General features: G+C 73.2%; 16 protein-coding genes and 1 pseudogene. 4 read left to right on the top strand and 13 right to left on the bottom strand.

Going from position 1 to position 17,293, the window contains the following annotated elements; genetic code table 11:
- Positions 1-52: 52 nt before the first annotated feature.
- Positions 53-736 carry a PASTA domain-containing protein gene (locus tag OJ962_RS11225; protein WP_202954152.1) on the bottom strand — a complete coding sequence of 228 codons (684 nt, stop codon included), beginning with the start codon at positions 734-736 and terminating at the stop codon, positions 53-55.
- Between the two features lie 97 nt (positions 737-833).
- Here OJ962_RS11225 and OJ962_RS11220 point away from each other — a divergent pair, with 97 nt between their 5' ends.
- Both OJ962_RS11220 and OJ962_RS11215 read left to right on the top strand, forming a co-directional pair.
- Positions 834-1,202: a DUF4260 family protein gene (locus OJ962_RS11220; RefSeq protein WP_270006344.1), complete on the top strand. Its 369-nt coding sequence runs from the start codon at positions 834-836 to the stop codon at positions 1,200-1,202.
- Complete coding sequence (locus OJ962_RS11215) at positions 1,195-1,701, top strand: TetR-like C-terminal domain-containing protein (RefSeq protein WP_202954150.1); 507 nt, start codon at positions 1,195-1,197, stop codon at positions 1,699-1,701. The genes OJ962_RS11220 and OJ962_RS11215 overlap by 8 nt, the downstream gene beginning before the upstream one ends.
- On the opposite strand, the gene OJ962_RS11210 is transcribed toward OJ962_RS11215, so the two are convergent.
- From OJ962_RS11210 to OJ962_RS11170, 9 genes are all read right to left on the bottom strand, one after another.
- On the bottom strand, positions 1,698-2,315 hold the full coding sequence (locus OJ962_RS11210) for a hypothetical protein (protein WP_202954149.1): 618 nt from the start codon (positions 2,313-2,315) through the stop codon (positions 1,698-1,700). The genes OJ962_RS11215 and OJ962_RS11210 overlap by 4 nt on opposite strands.
- A gap of 30 nt (positions 2,316-2,345) precedes the next feature.
- Positions 2,346-2,837: a hypothetical protein gene (locus OJ962_RS11205; RefSeq protein WP_202954148.1), complete on the bottom strand. Its 492-nt coding sequence runs from the start codon at positions 2,835-2,837 to the stop codon at positions 2,346-2,348.
- A gap of 142 nt (positions 2,838-2,979) precedes the next feature.
- Positions 2,980-3,405, bottom strand: a complete 426-nt coding sequence (locus OJ962_RS11200; protein WP_202954147.1) for a hypothetical protein — start codon at positions 3,403-3,405, stop codon at positions 2,980-2,982.
- Between the two features lie 25 nt (positions 3,406-3,430).
- The gene (locus tag OJ962_RS11195) at positions 3,431-4,186 is read right to left on the bottom strand and encodes a PH domain-containing protein (RefSeq protein ID WP_202954146.1); all 756 of its coding nucleotides are present in this window, start codon (positions 4,184-4,186) and stop codon (positions 3,431-3,433) included.
- 13 nt (positions 4,187-4,199) lie between these two features.
- Entirely contained in the window at positions 4,200-5,798 is a 1,599-nt protein-coding gene (locus tag OJ962_RS11190) for a fused response regulator/phosphatase (RefSeq protein WP_202954145.1), read from the bottom strand.
- Positions 5,795-6,223 carry a response regulator gene (locus OJ962_RS11185; RefSeq protein WP_202954144.1) on the bottom strand — a complete coding sequence of 143 codons (429 nt, stop codon included), beginning with the start codon at positions 6,221-6,223 and terminating at the stop codon, positions 5,795-5,797. Before OJ962_RS11185 ends, OJ962_RS11190 begins: the two co-directional genes overlap by 4 nt.
- Positions 6,223-8,367, bottom strand: coding sequence for an ATP-binding protein (locus tag OJ962_RS11180; RefSeq protein WP_202954143.1), 2,145 nt, complete (start codon positions 8,365-8,367; stop codon positions 6,223-6,225). The genes OJ962_RS11185 and OJ962_RS11180 overlap by 1 nt, the downstream gene beginning before the upstream one ends.
- On the bottom strand, positions 8,364-8,870 hold the full coding sequence (locus OJ962_RS11175; RefSeq protein WP_202954142.1) for a biliverdin-producing heme oxygenase: 507 nt from the start codon (positions 8,868-8,870) through the stop codon (positions 8,364-8,366). The genes OJ962_RS11180 and OJ962_RS11175 overlap by 4 nt, the downstream gene beginning before the upstream one ends.
- Positions 8,867-10,411, bottom strand: coding sequence for a PAS domain S-box protein (locus tag OJ962_RS11170; RefSeq protein ID WP_202954141.1), 1,545 nt, complete (start codon positions 10,409-10,411; stop codon positions 8,867-8,869). Before OJ962_RS11170 ends, OJ962_RS11175 begins: the two co-directional genes overlap by 4 nt.
- A gap of 177 nt (positions 10,412-10,588) precedes the next feature.
- On the opposite strand from OJ962_RS11170, the gene OJ962_RS11165 reads away from it, so the two are divergent.
- Entirely contained in the window at positions 10,589-11,896 is a 1,308-nt protein-coding gene (locus OJ962_RS11165; protein WP_202954140.1) for an MFS transporter, read from the top strand.
- Here the strand turns inward: OJ962_RS11165 and OJ962_RS11160 are convergent.
- Positions 11,887-12,462, bottom strand: coding sequence for an FMN-binding negative transcriptional regulator (locus tag OJ962_RS11160; RefSeq protein ID WP_202954139.1), 576 nt, complete (start codon positions 12,460-12,462; stop codon positions 11,887-11,889). The genes OJ962_RS11165 and OJ962_RS11160 overlap by 10 nt on opposite strands.
- Before the next feature lie 9 nt (positions 12,463-12,471).
- Entirely contained in the window at positions 12,472-14,736 is a 2,265-nt protein-coding gene (gene cofH / locus OJ962_RS11155) for a 5-amino-6-(D-ribitylamino)uracil--L-tyrosine 4-hydroxyphenyl transferase CofH (protein ID WP_202954138.1), read from the bottom strand.
- 74 nt (positions 14,737-14,810) lie between these two features.
- On the opposite strand from cofH, the pseudogene OJ962_RS11145 reads away from it, so the two are divergent.
- Positions 14,811-17,073 (top strand): annotated as a pseudogene (locus OJ962_RS11145) (glycoside hydrolase family 65 protein).
- On the opposite strand, the gene OJ962_RS11140 reads toward OJ962_RS11145, so the two are convergent.
- Positions 17,070-17,252, bottom strand: a complete 183-nt coding sequence (locus tag OJ962_RS11140) for a DUF2795 domain-containing protein (RefSeq protein WP_202954136.1) — start codon at positions 17,250-17,252, stop codon at positions 17,070-17,072. The pseudogene OJ962_RS11145 and the gene OJ962_RS11140 overlap by 4 nt on opposite strands.
- Between the last annotated feature and the right edge of the window lie 41 nt (positions 17,253-17,293).

Below are 17,293 nucleotides of genomic sequence, written 5' to 3'. Positions count from 1 at the left end.
GTCAGACGACGGGGCGGCGCGCAGGACGCGCGCCGCCCCGTGTGGGAGCCGGTCAGCCGCGCGGGTTGCGGCCGTCGCCGCACGGCGACGCGGTGCCGGTTGCGGCCTCGTCGAGCGCGCCGACCTGGTGGCGGAAGTCGCCGGGCAGCACGACGGCCGCCTGCAGCGCCACCTCGGTCCCCGCTCGCACCCGCTCCCCCGGGCGCGGGCACTGGGCGACCACGCGCAGCAACGTATCCGGCGCGCCCGCGGGCGCCCACGGCTCGGTCTCCTCGTCGCCCAGGCAGGCCGTGGTGTAGACGAGCTCGCTCGCGAGCACGCGCTGTGACGCTTCGGGCACGGGCAGGTCGATCAGCTCCGGCACGTTGACGTCGCCGTCGAGGGTGAGGCCGCGCGCGGTTTCGCGGCACGTCTTCTCCGGCTGGGCGGGTGGCCCGTCGACGCAGGCGCCGGGAAAGCGCCGCTCGACGTAGGCGGTGTTGGGCGGCGTGGGGTTGATCAGCGAGACGCGCACGCAGGAGGCGCCGAGCTCCGTGCGCCCCAGGTACACGCCCACGCCGGCGAGCTGGGTCCGGCTGCGGCTGATGCGCTCGGCGAGCTGGGCGCGTTGCTCGTAGCCCGGGGTGGCGCTCGCGCGGGGCGCGGGCGCCTGTGCGTCGTCCTCGGCGCGCGTGTAGACGACCGCCGCCGCGAGGGCGGCGAGCGCCGCGGCGAGGATGACCAGCGCGACCCGCATACGGATCGGCGTACCCGATTTGCCGCCCTTGACTGGCTAACGACGTTAGCTACACTAATGTCTAACACTATTAGCCAGGGAGCCAGAAATGACTGCGATGACCATCGACTCGAAGCCCGCCGGCCGCCGCGCGCTGGACGCGGTGTGGGCGCTCGCCCTGCTCGCCTTCCTCGTGTTCGAGGCGGTCAAGCACGGGCTGTGGCTCCCGGCCGTGATCGGGATGCTCGCGCCGGACGTCGCCCTCTTCGGCGGCATGAGCCAGGGGCGGCTGAACCCGCGCGCCGTGCCGCTGTACAACGTGCTGCACATGTACTGGGGTCCCGTGACGCTGATGGCCGTGGCCGCGACGGGCGTGATCGCGCTCGGCTGGTTCGTGCTCGGCCTCGCGTGGGCGGCCCACGTCGCCGTCGACCGCGCCCTCGGCTACGGCCTGCGCGTCAAGGACGGGTTCCAGCGCGGTGGCTGACACCCCGCGCCAGCGTGAGATCCTCGCCGCGGCCCGGGCGCTGCTCGCGGCCGAGGGCGAGGCCGCGCTGACCGTCGCCCGGATCGCGCAGGCGCTCTCGATCAAGGCGCCGTCGCTGTACAAGCACTTCGCGGGCAAGCGCGCGATCGAGGTCGGGCTGATCGCGCAGGGCTTCGCCGAGCAGGCGGAGGCGCTCGAGCGCGTCGGCACCGACCTCGTGGAGCTCGGGCGCGTGTACCGCGCGTTCGCCCTGCGCGAGCCCGCCCTCTACCGCCTGATGACGGACGGCCCGCTCCCCCGCGCCGAGCTGCCGGACGGGCTGGAGGCCCGCACGGCGGCGCCGCTCGTCGCCGCGGTGGGCGGCGACCCGGACCGCGCCCGCGCGGCCTGGGCGTTCGCCCACGGCATGGTCACGCTCGAGCTGGCCGGCCGCTTCCCGCCGCACGCCGACCTCGACGAGGCGTGGCGTGTCGGGCTGAGCGCGTTCGCGCCGCGCTAGCGCTGCGTCCAGAAGGAGGTCTTCTTGGCCGCGCCGGCCTTGGTCAGGCCGAGGTGCAGGTGGTCGCGGTGAGCGACCGTCTTGTTGACGTGCGTGCGCAGCTTGCCGCGCTTGGACAGGCACGGCGAGTACGGGCGGAACGAGGCCATGCCGGCGCCCCAGTAGCTGCAGTCCCAGATGATCTCCTCGACGCCCATGCGGCGCGCGAGCGCCTGCGGCTGGCCGAGGCGGTCCGGGGCGAGAAAGAGCGCGATCAGCTTCTCGGCGGCGCGGCGCTGGAGGGGGACGTCGACGTCCAGCGCCCAGTCGACGGCGCGCCCCTCGGCGTGCAGCGAGGCCGAGCGCTTGCCCCACTTCTCGCAGCGGTAGGTGCCCCAGAATGCGCCTTCGGCGTGGCGCGTGAGCCACGCCACGAACGCGGTCATGCCGGGCTTCCGGCGCGCCGAGCACTTGGTCGCGGGGTCGTAGGTCGAGTCCTCGAGCGGGAGCTCGGCGAGCGCGTCGGCGGGATTGTGAGAGACGGCGGTGTAGGCGACGGGCGACTCGTAGGCGCGCGCCGCGGCGGGCGCGCTCAGGCCGAGGACGACGACGAGCGCGAGCAAGCGGGCCAGCATGCCTTTGCATCGGCATGCCGGCGCCGAAGCTCAAATCCAGGTCCAGGGCCGGTGCGCCTCGTGCGCGGCGGGAAGCGCGCTGATCAGCAGCAGGGCGACGATCGTGGCGCGCCGGGGCAGCATGGGCAGCTCGGGCATCGACCACAGGCCCGCGAGCGCGCGAACGAGCACGACGAGCGCCAGCGCTCCGCCGAAGTACTCGGCCCACGCGAACAGCACGTACGGCCACACGTCGACGGCGAGGTTGCCCTCGACGTGCCGCACCGCCTCGACGTACAGCACCAGCCCGGCCACGCCCGTCGCCGACAGCCCCAACAGCCCGACGGGACGCCCGGTGAGCAGCGCGCGAAACGTGGCGGCGACGCCGGCGACGACGGCGCCGAGCAGCCCCGCGAGGGCGAAGGCCCCAGCGGCGGTGAGCGGCTCCACGGCAGGCGGCTCCAGCAGCCGCGCGCTCGTGAGCCAGCCGAAGGCGAGCGCCGGTAACGACAACCCGACCAGCACGCGCATCGCGATCCGCATGGACTGAGTATGTCGCGGCCGTGCCGGGGGAGCGTCGGGTCGCTCCCCCGGCCGGCGGCGGTCTCCGCCTGCGTTGAAGGCGCCGGGCAGCGCCGCTGGTCAGACGGCGGAACGGCGGGGGCACACGGAGGGGGCTACACCTCTATAGACGCGCGACGCCGCCGGTCTGTGACCGCGCGGGTCTTCTTCCGGACCGCAGCGTCAGGTGATCGCCGCCCGCGTAGGCGCCGAAGTCCGACGGCGCGAGCGTCCACCCTCCGCGCTCACGCCAGGTGCCGCAGAAGTAGCGCCAGCCGCGGACGCCCCAGGTGAGCACGTCGACGTCGCGGACGATCGCGCGCAGCGGCGCGATCACGCCCGGCTCGCCGGCCGCCCAGGCGAAGAACGCGTGCTCGTGGGTGCCGACCGGCGTGCGGGCCAGGTGGTCCCACAGGTCGGCGTCGTCGAGATGAACACGCACGTGGTCGATCGCCGACCAGTCCTGTACAGCCGGAAACCATGGAAGCGTGCACACGAGCGCGTCGTGCGTCTGGATCCAGTCCTGAATGTGTCCGGCCGTGACGTGCATGCGGATCCCACCGTACACTCAATGCTCATGGAGCGGTCCGCTGCAGCCGCTCGGCCAGCTCCTCGATCCGCTCGTCGGGCCGCACAACGGTCAGCGCCACCGTCTCGACCCCGAGATCCAGCTCGAGCCCGCCCTCGACGACGTGCACGGCCTTGATCCACGAGCGGTGCGCCGACCACTCGCGCGGCGGCCGGCGCGGCTCACGGTTCAGCAGCAGCAGGCGGCGGTCGGTGAGGACCAGCAGGCCGCTGAAGTCGCGCACGGCCGACGCGATCAGCTCTACCTTCTCGTCCGGCTCGAGCTGCTCGGGCAGCGCGACGATGCTCGCGTCGAGCTCGAGCGTGCGCCAGCGGCCGAGTGCGGCCCGCGCGGCCGCGCGCACGTCCTCGGCGGCCATGGACGGTGCCTCGTGCCCGGGCAGGTGGCGGCGCGCGGCGTCGACGAAGCGCGCGTACTCGTCCGGCGGGCCGAGCGCCGCCAGGCGCACCTCGCGCTCGCCGAACGTGAGCCGCAGCGACATGCCCGAACCACCCGTCTCGACGGCCGTCAGCTCTCGCCACGGGAAGCGCACGTCGCGCGCGCGGCCCATCACCCATGGGCGCCGCAGCAGCTCCAACCCTGCGGGAGAGGCCGCCGCGAGCCAGCCGCGGCCGCGCCACAGCCCGCTCGTCACGGCGTCGATCGGCTGCAGCGCGAAGCGGGTGGCGAGCGCCTTGGCGGCGCGGCCCTGCCCCCACCGGTAGACGCGCAGCCGGGTCCGGAGCTCCTCGACGGTCGCCACAGCGGCGGCGAGTCTACTGGTGGCGCAGGACGAGGATCGCGGTGTCGTCCTCGGTGGTGCCGGCGTGCGCGGTGGCCGCGGCGCCGATCGAGTCGGCGATCTCCCCCGCGCTCAGTCCGCGCGGCCCGGCTTCGGCCAGCAGCGCCGCCAGGCGCTCCTCGCCGAACAGGTCGCGACCGCGACGGGCCTCGGTCACGCCGTCGGTGTAGAGCACCAGCGCGTCACCGGGGTGCAGCTGCGCCTCGACGTCGGTGATCCGCAGGTGCTCGAGCAGGCCGAGCAGCGGCCCCGTGGTCGGCAGCTCGTCCACCTCCCCCGAGGCGCGCGCGATCAGGCCCGGCGGGTGCCCGGCGAACGCGGCCGTGACGGTGCCGTCCGGGCGCAGCAGCACGCAGCCCGCGGTGACGAAGCGCGACGCCTCCCGCCCGACCTCGGCGACGATCGCGTCGTGCAGGGCGAACAGGATGTCCGAAGGGCTCTCGCGGTGCTGGGCCTGCGCGCGGATGGTGTGCCGGGCGAGCCCCGTCAGCGCGGCGGCCTCGGCGCCGCGGCCGCAGACGTCGCCGATCACCATCAGCCAGTCCTCGCCGCGCGGGAAGACGTCGTAGAAGTCGCCGCCGACGTCCATCGCGCGCGCGCCGGCGTTGTAGCGCGCCGCGAGCTCCGCGCCCGGGATCTCGGGCAGCGAACGCGGCAGCAGCCCGTCCTGCAGCGTGGTCGCGATGTGGTGCTGGTGCTCGTACAGGCCGGCGCGCTCGAGCGCCTGCGCGCACTGCTGGGCCAGCGCCGCGAGCAGGTTGCGGTCCGCGTCCGGCAGCGGCTCCTCGCCGCCGAAGGCGACGGCCAGCGCGCCCAGGCGGTTGCCGTAGGCGACGAGCGGCACCGCCGCCCAGCTGCCCCCGCCGTTGCCGCGGAAGACCTCGACCAGCTCGGGGTTCGTCCGCGCCAACGCCTGCTCGTCGCCGAAGGACGCCTCCCCGGTGCGCGCGGCGTGCGCGATCGGCATCTCGGCGTCGAACGGCAGCGCCGCCAGCCGCGGCTCCACCTGCGGCAGCGTCGTGTGCGCGAGCTGCAACCAGCGCCGGCTCTCGTCCCAGAGCCACAGCGTCGCGTCGCGCGCGCCGAGGTGCGCGCGCAACGCGTCGGCGACGGCCCGCACGACCTCGACGCGGGTGAGCGCCTGCGAGAGCGCGACGCCGATCTCGCTGAGCAGCCGCAGCCGGTTCTCCGCCCGGCGCACGCGCAGCAGCGCGCGGGCGGTGGCGACCAGCACGGACGGGTCGACCGGCTCGGTCAGGTAGGCGTCGGCGCCGCTCTCGAGCCCGTACACGCGCGCGGCGTCGTCCACGTGCGACTGCGAGCGCTGCAGCACCGGGATGTGGCGGGTGCTCTCGTCCTCCTTGAGCCGGCGGCAGACGTCGAAGCCGTTGATGTCGGGCAGGTGGACGTCGAGCACGATCAGGTCCGGGTCGCGCGCGGCCAGCTCGAGGCCCTGCGTGCCGGTCTCGGCCTCCCACACGTCGAACTCGGGGCGAGCGAGGTAGCGGCGGATCGCGTAGCGGTTCTCGGGGCTGTCGTCGACGACGAGCACCGTTGCCGGCGCCGGCGTCATTCCCCTTGCCCTGGCAATGAGGCGACGCGCCAGAACTCGTGCAGGCTGAGCACGATCCGGCGCAGCTCCGTGTAGTCCAGCGGCTTGCTCAGGTACGCGTTCGCGCCGGCGTCGTAGGCGGCGTCGACGTCCTCCTCGCGCGAGGACCCGGACAGCACGATCACGGGCACCGCGCGCACGCGCCGGTCGCGCTTGAGCGCGGCCAGCACGTCGATACCGCGGATGCCGGGCAGATTGAGGTCGAGGAGAATCAGCGCCGGGCGGCGGTCCCGCCCTTCGAGCAGGCCGGCGAGCGCTTCCTCACCGCTGACGTAGCGCTTGACGCCGTCGTACGCGGTCGTCTCGCGCAGCACGCGGGAGAGCGCCTCGAAGTCCTCGTCGCTGTCCTCGATGACGGCGAGCGGTTGCAGGGCGCGGGCTTCCATCAGTCTCCCTCGAGGGTAAAGCAGAAGCTCGAGCCCTCCCCCGGAACCGAGCGCTCGAGCCACAGCCGGCCGCCGTGGCGCTCGGCGATCCGGCGGGCGATCGTCAGCCCCGCGCCGGTGCCGCCGCCGTAGGCGTCACGCGCGTGCAGGCGGCGGAAGACGTGGAAGATCGAGTCGTGGTGCTCGGGCGCGATGCCGATCCCGTTGTCGCTCACGCACACGACGCCGTCCCGCGCGGTGACGCTGATCCGCGGCTCATCCGGGCTGTACTTGACCGCGTTGCCGAGCAGGTTCACGAGCGCCTGGCGCACGCGGATGCGGTCTCCGCGCAGCGGCATGTCTGCGCCGCTCACCGTGATCGCGGGCTTGGTCGCGAGCAGGTCGAGCGCGTCCTCGAGCACGTCGCCGACCGTGAAGTCGGTCACGTCGAGGTCGGCGCGGCCGATCCGCGAGTACTCGAGCAGGGAATCCAGCAGCGAGGCCATCCGCTGCGACAGGCGATGGATGGTCGCGAGCCGCTCGCGCGCCTCCGCGTCGAGCGCGTCCTCGTAGTCCTCGACCAGGAACGTCGTGAAGTTCGAGATCCCGCGCAGCGGCTCCTTGAGGTCGTGCGCGGCGACGTACGCGAACGCGTCGAGCTCCTCGTTGGAGCGCGCGAGCTCGGCGTTCAGCGCGGCCAGCTGCTCGGCGCGCGTGATCAGGAAGGTGCCGAGCGCGCTGCGCAGCTCGGCGACCGACTCGATCTCGGCCGTCGTCCACGGCCGGCTCCGGCCCTCGACGGACTCGGCCCAGGTGCGGAACGAGCCGTCGGGGTTCAGCCGGTCCGGATCCTTGACCGCGAGGCTCTTGGGCGCGTGCGCCCACTCGATCTCGTGGACGTACTCGCTGCGGAACCAGACGACGTGGTTGCCGCGCGCGACGGCCAGCGGCGCGGCGAGCACGCCGGGCATCGGGCCCTCGAAGCTGTCGGTGGCGAACACGTCGGCGCCTTCCAGCCCGTCCAGGATCCCGGCCACGTCCTCCGGCGTCTCGCCCACGAGCCGCAGGTCGCCGTCGATGCGGATCGCGGCGCCTTCGGCGTCGCACACCGCCAGCAGCTCCTCGCCCGCCTGCTCGAGCCCGTCGAGGATGCTCGAGGACGCCGCCACGCGGTCAAGCACGGCCGAGCGGTGCGTGCCGAGCGCGGTCTGGCGGCGGCTGACCTCCAGCTGCTCGAGCGCGTCCAGCTGCATCGAGCACACGATCCCGATCAGCTCGCAGGTCGCGCGCACCTCGTGCGGGACGAACAGCGGGCCGCTGTAGTGGTGGCCGGAGATCAGACCCCACAGGCGCCCGCCGACCGACAGCGCGATCGACATCGACGCCGTCGCGCCCATGTTCTTCAGATAACGGATGTGGATCGGCGAGACCGCGCGCAGCACGCCGCCGGACAGGTCCAGCCACTCGCCCGTGAGGGGGTTCACCAGCGGCTCGAGCGGCGTGGCCGGCGTCTGCACGTCGTGGATGAAGCGCAGCCGGTTCTGCAGGAACAGCGCGCGCGCCTGCGGCGGGATGTCGCCGGCGGGATAGTGCAGGTGCAGGAACGCGTCGAGCCCCTCGCGCTTCTCCTCGGCCACGATCACGCCGTGGTCGTCGGCCTCGAAGCGGTAGACCCAGACGCGGTCCGAGCCCGTCAGGTCACGCACGATCCGGGCGGCGCTCCACAGCAGCTCGTCGACCGCGGGCGCGTGCTGCAGGAGCGTGAGCGCCCGCGCGACGTCTTCCTGGTAGCGCGTGAGGCTCGCGGCTCCCGGCCCGACGGGTTCGATCTCGACCACGAGCACGTTGTCGGCGGCGCGGTAGGCGTACACGTCGAGCCCGCGGACGCGCAGCGGGCGCAGGTTCGGGGTCGCCTCCTCGGCGCGGGCGCGCAGCGGCTCGATGACGTCGGCTCCGAGCAGGTCGGCGAGCAAGGCGCCGAGCACGGGGCGCCCGAAGTGCTGGGCGGCGTTGCTGGAGGCCTGCACGACTTCCAGGGTGTGTTCGTCGGCCGCGAGCAGTGCGCCGTGGCTCTGGATGCCGCCCGGCGTGCGGATGGGCTCCCGGTGACAGTTCTCGAGGTTGACCGGCGTCCCGGGCTCGAGCAGCACGTGCTGGTCGGTCACCGACACAACCAGGCCTCCATGTCCTCGAAGGTCGCGATCGCGGCCGTGGGTGGGACCGGCGCGTGGCGCTCGACATGCGCGCCGAACGCGCGCCAGCGCGGCGCGATCCCGCGGCGGGCGAAGAACGCGCTGCGCAGCCCGAGCCGCTGGTCGACCATGCGGCCGATCACGGCGCCGCCGAGCGCGGAGCCCTCGAGCACATAGAGCACGCCGAGCGCGTCGTGCAGCGAGCCGACGCGCGGCAGCCGGGTCGCAGTTGGCAGCTTCGCGACATCGCCGCCGAGCGCGGCGATGTCGCGCGCGAGCAGCGGATGGCGCGGCGTGAACGGGCCGGCGAACGGCGCCAGCGTCTCCTCGATCGGCCGGTGGAAGCCGTAGAAGCGCTCCAGCAAAGCGCGGTAGGCCGTGCGCGACCGCAGGTGGCGCGCAACGTCCACGCGGCGCTCGAGCCGCTCGTGGTGCGCGGCGGTCGCCACCTTCAGCTCCTCCATGGCCGAGGTCACAGGGTGGCCGACGATAGCGGCAAGGCCGCCACGATCGTCGTGCCTCGTCCCGGCGGGCTGACGAAGCTCAGCGTGCCGCCGAGCGCCTCCGCGCGGTCGCGCAGGCCGAGCAGTCCGGTGCCACCGGCGGGGTCGGCGCCGCCGCGCCCGTCGTCGGAGATCGAGCAGCGGACGACGCCGCCGTCCTGGACGATCGTGACGGAGGCGGTGGACGCGTGCGCGTGCTTGGCGACGTTGGTCAGCGCCTCGGACGCGATGTAGTACGCGGTGGCTTCGATCGTCTCGGGCAGGCGCTCGTCCGGGACGTCGAGCGTGACGGGCAGCTCCAACCGCTCGACGAGCGCCTCGAGCGCGCGGGCGAGGCCGTGATCGACGAGCAGGGCCGGGTGCAGGCCGCGGGCGATCTCGCGCAGCTCGGCCAGGCCGGCGTCGAGCTCCTTCGCGGCCTCCTCGAGCAGGCCGGGCACCATCTCGGGACGCCGCTCCAGCACCGCGCGCGCCGTGCGCAGCTGGAGGGCGACGCTCACCAGCCGCGACTGCGCACCGTCGTGCAGGTTGCGCTCCAGCTTGCGCCGCTGGTCGTCGCCGGCCTTGACCAGGCGGGCGCGGGAGGCGATCAGGTCGCTGCGCGCCTGGGCGGACGCGACGGCGAGCGAGACGAGCTCGGCGAAGTCGCCGAGGCGGTTCTCGGTGTCGGGCGGGAGCACCTGCTCGCTGGCGATCGCGACGGCGCCCCACAGCACACCGCTCACGACGATCGGGGCCGCGGCCGTCGAGCGGTAGCCGTAGCGGAAACGCTCCGCGGCGCTGCTGCCGCCCCAATCGTCGATGCGCGCGGGCGCGGACGTGCGCGCGACCTGCGCGAGCGCGGAACCGTCGTCGAGCGGGAGCTTGGTGCCGAGCGGCAGCACGTCCGCGCTGTCGCGGTTGTGACGGCCGACCATCTCGGCCGTGCCGTCGCCGACGTAGCGCACGACCGCGGTGGCGTTGACCTGCAGCACGCGCGCGACCTCCGCGCTCACGCTGACGAAGATCCGCTCCGGCGTGGCCTCGGACGCGACCAGCGTGGCCACGCGGCGCAGCGCCTTGTGCTCGTTGGCGACGCGGCTGACCTCGATCAGCTTGGCCTCCGGGTCGCCCTCGAGCGCGCTGTCGCGGTTGGACTCGCGGTCGGTGAGATCGATGCCGGTGGTGATCAGGCCCGTGCCGTCCATCACCTGGTTCGACCACGCGATCAGCCGCCGGCCGCCGTCCTTGGTCCGCCAGTGGCCGACCTGCGGGCTCGACGTCCCCGTGCGCCAGACGAAGGCGAGGAAGTCGCTGAACGCCTCGCGCTCCTCGGACGGGATCACGAAGTCCTGCGCGAGACGGCCCAGCACCTCGTTACGGGAGTAGCCCGTGGCGCGCTCGCACGCCTCGTTGAAGAGCAGGATCCGGCCCTCGCGGTCCATCACGCAGACCAGCGACTGGGTCGTCTCCGTGAGGATGCGGGCGAAGGAATCTCCGAGCTGGAGCTCTGAGGGCGGCGAGGACTCGTCCATCGGGGCCCGATGACGATATCTGCGCAACGGTTCACGCCGGTTTCGGGGGTGAGAACGGCTCAGTACGCATGTCCACCCTCCGAACATCTCGCCTTGGGAGGCAAGGCCCGTGCTGCGTTTAGAAGACCGCTCATGCCGCCGACCTGCTCTTGACCGGTCTGCTGTAGTTCGCCGCCCTTGGGGTCGGCCGGAGTCGAAGAGGTCGTGGACCGGATCGGCTTCGGCCGCTTCCAGCGCCGTCTGCTGCTCGCGTGCGGGGTGACGTGGGCGGCGGACGCCGCGGAGCTGCTCGCGATCGGCTTCGCGCTGCCCGGCGTCCGCGAGGACTTCGGGCTCGACGCGACCGAGGCGGGCTACGTCGCCGCTGCCGCGTTCGTCGGGATGCTGCTGGGCGCGACGTTCTGGGGGACGATCGCGGACCGGATCGGCCGCCGCCGCGGCTTCCAGCTCACCGTGCTGGTGTTCGCGGTGTTCGGGACGGCGTCGGCGTTCGCGCCTTCGGCGGAGTGGCTGATCGCGGCACGGCTGGCGGCCGGATTCGGGCTCGGCGGCGCACTCCCGCTCGACTTCTCGCTGATGAGCGAGTTCCTGCCGCGACGCAACCGCGGGCGCTACCTCGTGCTGCTCGAGAGCTTCTGGGCGATCGGCACGCTGGCGGTCGCGATCGCCGCCTACCTGCTCGTGCCTGACCACGGCTGGCGGCCGCTGCTCGCGCTCTCCGGGATCGCCGCCTTCCTCGTGCTGTGGATCCGCTCGCGCGTGCCCGAGTCGCCGCGCTACCTGGTCGCGGCCGGGCGGCCGGAGGAGGCGCGGGACGTGCTGGCGCGGGTCGCGCGCGAGAACGGTGTGGCGTTCGAGGTGCCGCCGCTGGAGGCGCCGGCGCCGACGGCTTCGGTGGGCGTGAGCGCGCTGTTCGTGCCCGCGCTGCGCCGCGCCACCTTCGTGCACTGGGGCTGCTGGCTGCTGATCGGCCTCGCCTACTACGGGCTGTTCGTCTACCTGCCGACGATCTTCGTCGAGCGCGGCTTCTCCTTCGTGCGCTCCTACGAGTACTCCGTGATCCTCGCGCTGGCCCAGGTCCCGGGCTACCTGACCGCCGCCTGGCTGGTGGAGCGCTGGGGCCGGCGACCGACGCTGGTCGTGTTCCTGGCCGCAAGCGGCGTCTTCACGCTGCTGTTCGCGGTCGTCGACTCGACCTTCGCGATCGTGGCCGCTGCGTGCCTGATGAGCTTCTTCGCGCTCGGCGCGTGGGCCGCGCTGTACGCGTTCACGCCCGAGTCCTACCCGACGCTGGTGCGCACGACCGGCATGGGCTGGGCGAGCGCGATGGCCCGGATCGCGGCGACCGCGGTCACGCTGCTGGGCGCGACGATCATCGCGGGCTCACTCGGCGGCGCGCTGGCGATCTTCGGCACGGCGTTCCTGCTCGCCGCGGCCGTCGCGTCGTTCGGCGCGGAGACCCGCGGGCGGCCGCTTCAGGCCTGACGCATCGCTTCGGCCAGCGCCGCGTCCTGATACGGGCCGGGCGCCTGGAGCGCCGCGATCAGCCGCGCCCGCTCGTCGGCCGGCTTGTCCTGCGAGAGCTTAGCCTCCGCCCACCACGCCTCGGGCCGCAGCCGGAACGCGGTCACCTTGTCCGCCATCGCGCGCCCGCCGTCCTCCAGCCGATCGAGCGACCACGGCCGCTGCACCGCGGCCTCGAAGTGGTCGACCGTGCGCCGGAGGGTGGGCAGCGCGTCGTCGAAGCATTCCGCCGTGCCGCGCACATAGACCGTCACGTTGTTCCAGGTCGGGATCGTGTCCTGCTCGTACCAGCTCGCGGAGATGTAGCCCTGCGGGCCGCTGAAGATCGCGAGCAGGGGACCGCCGAGCGCCGCGCAGAACGGGTCGGCGTGCGCGACGTGGCTCACGATCGTGAGCTCCTCCTCCAGCAGGCACGGCATGCGCGTGATCTGCAGGTCGGGGGTGACGAACGTCCCGAGCGCGTGCGCGCGGACGATCTCGCGCGCCGCGGTCACGTCCGCCACCCGGAACGCATTCTTGATGCGCATGGAGGACCGCTACCCCGTTTGGACGGCGACCTCCACACGGCCGTACAGCGTCGTCCGCTGCTCGAGCGGGCGGCCGAGCGCGCCGGTCAGCTCCGCCAACGCGAGCTCGTCCAGCGACTGGCCGTGCGAAGCGCCCGCCGCGCGCGAGATGTTCTCGTTCATGAGCGTCCCGCCCGCGTCGTTGACGCCCGCCTGGAGCAGCTGCCGCAGGCCGCCCATGCCGATCTTCACCCACGACGCCTGGATGTTGTCGATCCAGCCGTGATAGGCGATGCGGCCGACGGCGTGCATGAGCAGCGTCTCGCGGAACGTCGGGCCGCGGCGGGCGTTGCGCTTGAGGTAGATCGGCGACGCCATGTGCACGAACGGCAGCGGGACGAACTCCGTGAAGCCGCCCGTCTCCTTCTGCAGCTCGCGCGTGCGGACGATGTGGCGGGCCCAGCTCACAGGTGACTCGACGGCGCCGAACATGATCGTGACGTTCGAGCGCAGGCCCACGGAGTGGGCGATGCGGTGCGCTTCGAGCCACTCGCCGGTGTCGATCTTGTCCGGGCACAGGATCTCGCGGATCGGGTCGTCGAGGATCTCCGCGGCGGTGCCGGGCAGCGAGGCCAGGCCCGCGTCCTTCATCCGGCGCAGATAGTCCTCGAGCGGCTCGCGCAGCCGGCGGGCGCCCTCGGTGACCTCCAGCGCGGTGAAGCCGTGCACGTGGATCTCGGGCACCTCGGCGCGGACAGCGCGCGCGACCTGCCAGTAGTAGTCGCCGTCGAAGGTCGGGTGGATGCCGCCCTGCAGGCAGACCTCGGTGGCGCCCGCGTCCCACGCCTCGCGCGCGCGGCCGGCGATCTCCTCCATCGTCAGCAGGTACGGCTTGCCGCGCAGGTTCAGCGACAGCGGGCCCTTGGCGAACGCGCAGAACTTGCACTTGAAGGTGCAGAGGTTCGTGTAGTTGATGTTGCGGGTGCGGACGAACGTGACGGTGTCCCCCACGGCGTCGCGCCGCAGCTCGTCGGCGTACTGCGCCACCGCGCCGACGTCGGTCCCGCGCGCGCTGAACAGCGTCGCGATCTCCTCGACGCCGAGCTCGTGCCCCATGCGCGCGCCGTCGAGCACCTCGCGGATCGCGCCGCGCGGCTCGCCGGTGAGCGGCAGCTCGCGCGGCTGGGCGTCGGCGCCGCTGTACCAGGCGGTCGAGCGGCGGCCGGTGAGCTGGACCTCGGCGCCGTCGGCGACGTTCGCGACGTCCTCGAAGCGCTGCGGGAGCACGGCGCCGGGGTCGTCGCGGCCGAGGCCCTCGGCGTCGGCGCGGTCGATCGTCGCGAACCGCAGGTCGGGGTGCACCCAGTCGATGAACTCGGGATAGACGGCGAGCCGCGGAGCGAGCTGCTTGCCCGCGGCTTCGGTGGCCTCACGCAGACGGGTGAGCGACGGCCACGGGCGCTCCGGGTTGACGAAGTCCTGGGTAACCGGGGACACGCCGCCCCAGTCGTCGATGCCCGCGTCCAGCAGCGCGCCCAGGTCCGAAGCCAGGTTCGGTGGGGCCTGCACGTGCACGTCGAGCGGGAGGATCTCGCGCGCGAGCCGGATCGCGTCCAGGTGGTCGGCCTCCGGGCACGGCGGGTGATCGCGCATCGCGGTCCCCGGCTTGGGCAGGAAGTTCTGGACGATCACCTCCTGCACGTGGCCGTGGCGCGCGTGGCTGGCCGCAATGGCCTGCAGGGCATCGATGCGGTCGTCTCGGTTCTCGCCGATCCCGACGAGGATGCCCGTGGTGAACGGGATTTTCAGCTCGCCCGCCCACTCGAGCGTCGCGAGCCGGCGCGCGGGGTGCTTGTCCGGCGCGCCGCGGTGGCACGGCAGGTCCTCGCGCAAGGACTCGAGCATCATCCCCTGCGAGACGCTCACGCCCTGCAGCAGCTCCAGCTCCTCGCGGGAGATCGCGCCCGCGTTGGCGTGGGGCAGCAGCCCGGTCTCCTCCACGACGAGCCGGCACATCGCCGCCAGATACTCGACCGTGCTCGCGTAGCCGTTCCCCTCCAGCCACTCGCGCGCGACCGCGTACTGGGCCTCCGGCGCCTCCCCGAGCGTGAACAGCGCCTCGTGGCACCCTGCCTGCGCGCCGCGCAGCGCCACTTCGACCACCTGCTCGGGCGACATGTACGGCGCCGCCAGGTTCTTCGGCGGCTGCGCGAACGTGCAGTACCAACACCCGTCGCGGCAGAGCTGCGTGAGCGGGATGAAGACCTTGGGCGAGAACGTGATCCGGTCAGGCATGCGTCGGTACAGCGTTGCAGGTGGAGGTGATGGGGTAGCGCGGGGCGCATGGGCGACGAGGGAAGACCTGGACGGTGAGCTTCGACGTCGATCCCTGGTCCGTCCCCGAGCGCGCGCTGCAGCCGGATGCGCTCGCCCATGCGGAGTCCGTCTTCGCCCTCTCCAACGGCCACATGGGGCTGCGCGGCAACCTCGACGAGGGCGAGCCGTGCGGCACGTCCGGCGGCTACCTCAACGGCTGCTTCGAGGCCGAAGAGCACGACTATGCCGAGCCCACCTACGGCTATCCCGAGGCCGATCAGCGGCTGGTGGACGCCACCGACGGCAAGCTCATCCGGCTCCTGGTCGACGACGAGCCGTTCGACGTGCGCGACGGCACCGTGCTGCGGCACGAGCGCGTGCTGGACCTGCGGGGACGGGGTTCTGCGGCGCGAAGTCGAGTGGCGCTCGCCCGCGGGCCGGACGGTGCGGGTGCGCTCGACGCGGCTCGTGTCGCTCACCCAGCGCGCGATCGCGGCGATCCGCTACGAGGTCGAGCCCATCGACGGGCCGGCGCGGATCGTCGTCCAGTCCGAGCTCGCCACCGGCGATCCGGCGCTGCAGGGCGAGATCCACCGCGCAGAGGGCGTCCGCGCGCTGCTGGTGCACCGCACCCGCTGCAGCGGCGTGTGCCTGGCCGCGGCGATGCACCACACGGTCGACGGCAAGGCGGACGTCGCCACGGACGCCGAGCCCGACCTCGCCCGCGTGACCTTCAGCGCCCGCCTGCAGCCGAACGAGCAGCTGCGCATCGACAAGCACCTCGCCTACGGGTGGTCCGCCACCCGCAGCCCGAGCGCGCTGCGCGACCAGGTCGAGGCGGCGCTCACGCAGGCGCGCTTCGACGAGCTCGCCGCCGCGCAGCGCGCGTTCCTGGACCGCGCGTGGGAGCTCGCCGACGTCGAGCTCGACGGCGACCCCGAGCTCCAGCAGGCGCTGCGCTTCGCCGCCTTCCACATCATCCAGGCGAGTGCGCGGGCCGAGCGGCGGCCGATCCCGGCCAAGGGCCTGACCGGCACCGGCGGCTACTCGGGCCACACGATGTGGGACATGGACAGCTACACGCTGCCCGTGCTCACGCGGATCGCGCCCGAGACCGCGCGTGACGCGCTGCTGTGGCGCCACAGCACGCTCGACCACGCGCGCGAGCGGGCGGCAGAGCTCGACCTGGACGGCGTCTCGTTCCCGTGGCGCACGATCGCCGGCGACGAGTGCTCGGGCTACTGGCCCGCGGGGACGGCGGCGTTCCACATCAACGCGGACGTGGCCGACGCCGTCCGCCGCTACGTCGCCGCCACCGGCGACGAGGCGTTCGAGCGCGAGGCCGGGCTGGACCTGCTCGTCGGCACGGCCCGGCTGTGGCACTCGCTCGGCCGCTACGACCGCGACGGGAGCTTCCGCATCGGCAACGTGACCGGGCCCGACGAGTACACGGCGCTGGTCGAGAACAACACCTACACGAACCTGATGGCGGCCCGGAACCTGCGCGCGGCCGCCGACGCCGCCGTGCGGCACCGCCCGCGCGCCGCCGCGCTCGGCGTCGACGACGACGAGCTCGCCGGCTGGCGCAAGGCGGCAGAGGCGATGCGCGTGCCCTACGACGCCGAGCTGCAGATCACGCAGCAGAGCGAGGGCTTCACGCACCTGCGCCCGTGGACGTTCGACGAGCACGACCGCACGCTCATGCACCACAACCACTACGTGCGCCTGTACGGCGCGCAGGTGCTCAAGCAGGCCGATCTCGTGCACGCGCTGTACGTCTGCGGCGACCACTTCAGCCCCGAGCAGAAGGCGCGCGACTTCGAGTACTACGAGCGCATCAACGTCCGCGACTCGTCGCTCTCGGCGCCGATCCAGGGGATCGTCGCGGCGGAGGTCGGCCACCTGGACCTCGCGTACGCCTATCTGCAGGAGTGCGCGCTGATCGACCTCGAGGACCATTCGGGCAACACCGGCGAGGGCGTGCACCTGGCCGCGCTGGCGGGCGCGTGGCTGGTCGTGGTCGCCGGCTTCGGCGGCCTGCGCGACCACGGCGACGAGCTGACGTTCGCGCCGCGCCGCCCTTCCCGCCTGACGGGCATCAGCTTCCGCGTCCAGCACCGCGGGCGGCTAATCCGCGTGCGCATCGCCGAGACGGCGGCCTACGAGCTGCTCGAGGGCGAGCCGCTGGAGCTCGTCCACCACGGCGAGCGCGTCACGGTGCGCGACCGGCTCGAACTGAAGATCCCCGACGCGCCGATTCATCCGACGCCGGCGCAGCCGCCGGGGCGCGAGCCGCCCCGGCGGAACCGGACCTAGCTGAGCGCTTCGGTGACGGCCGTCGGGCCGTCGAAGGAGTCCTTGTTCATGGAGCGCAGCGCGTCGAGGATGTCGTCCGGCGCGCCGTTGGACTCGGCCGTGGAGACGACGTCGTCCTTGCTGGCGGGATAGTCCACGCCCTTGAGGTGCTTCTGGAGCTCGATGGGGTTCACGTCCATGCTCGAGCCCTGCCCGCGCGCCGCGCCGGGTACGGGTCCGC

This window comes from Solirubrobacter deserti, assembly GCF_027587175.1.
In the GTDB taxonomy this organism is placed as follows: domain Bacteria; phylum Actinomycetota; class Thermoleophilia; order Solirubrobacterales; family Solirubrobacteraceae; genus Solirubrobacter; species Solirubrobacter deserti.
The sequence above is the reverse complement of the archived record's forward strand: the minus strand, read 5'-3'. Positions and strand labels throughout refer to the sequence as shown.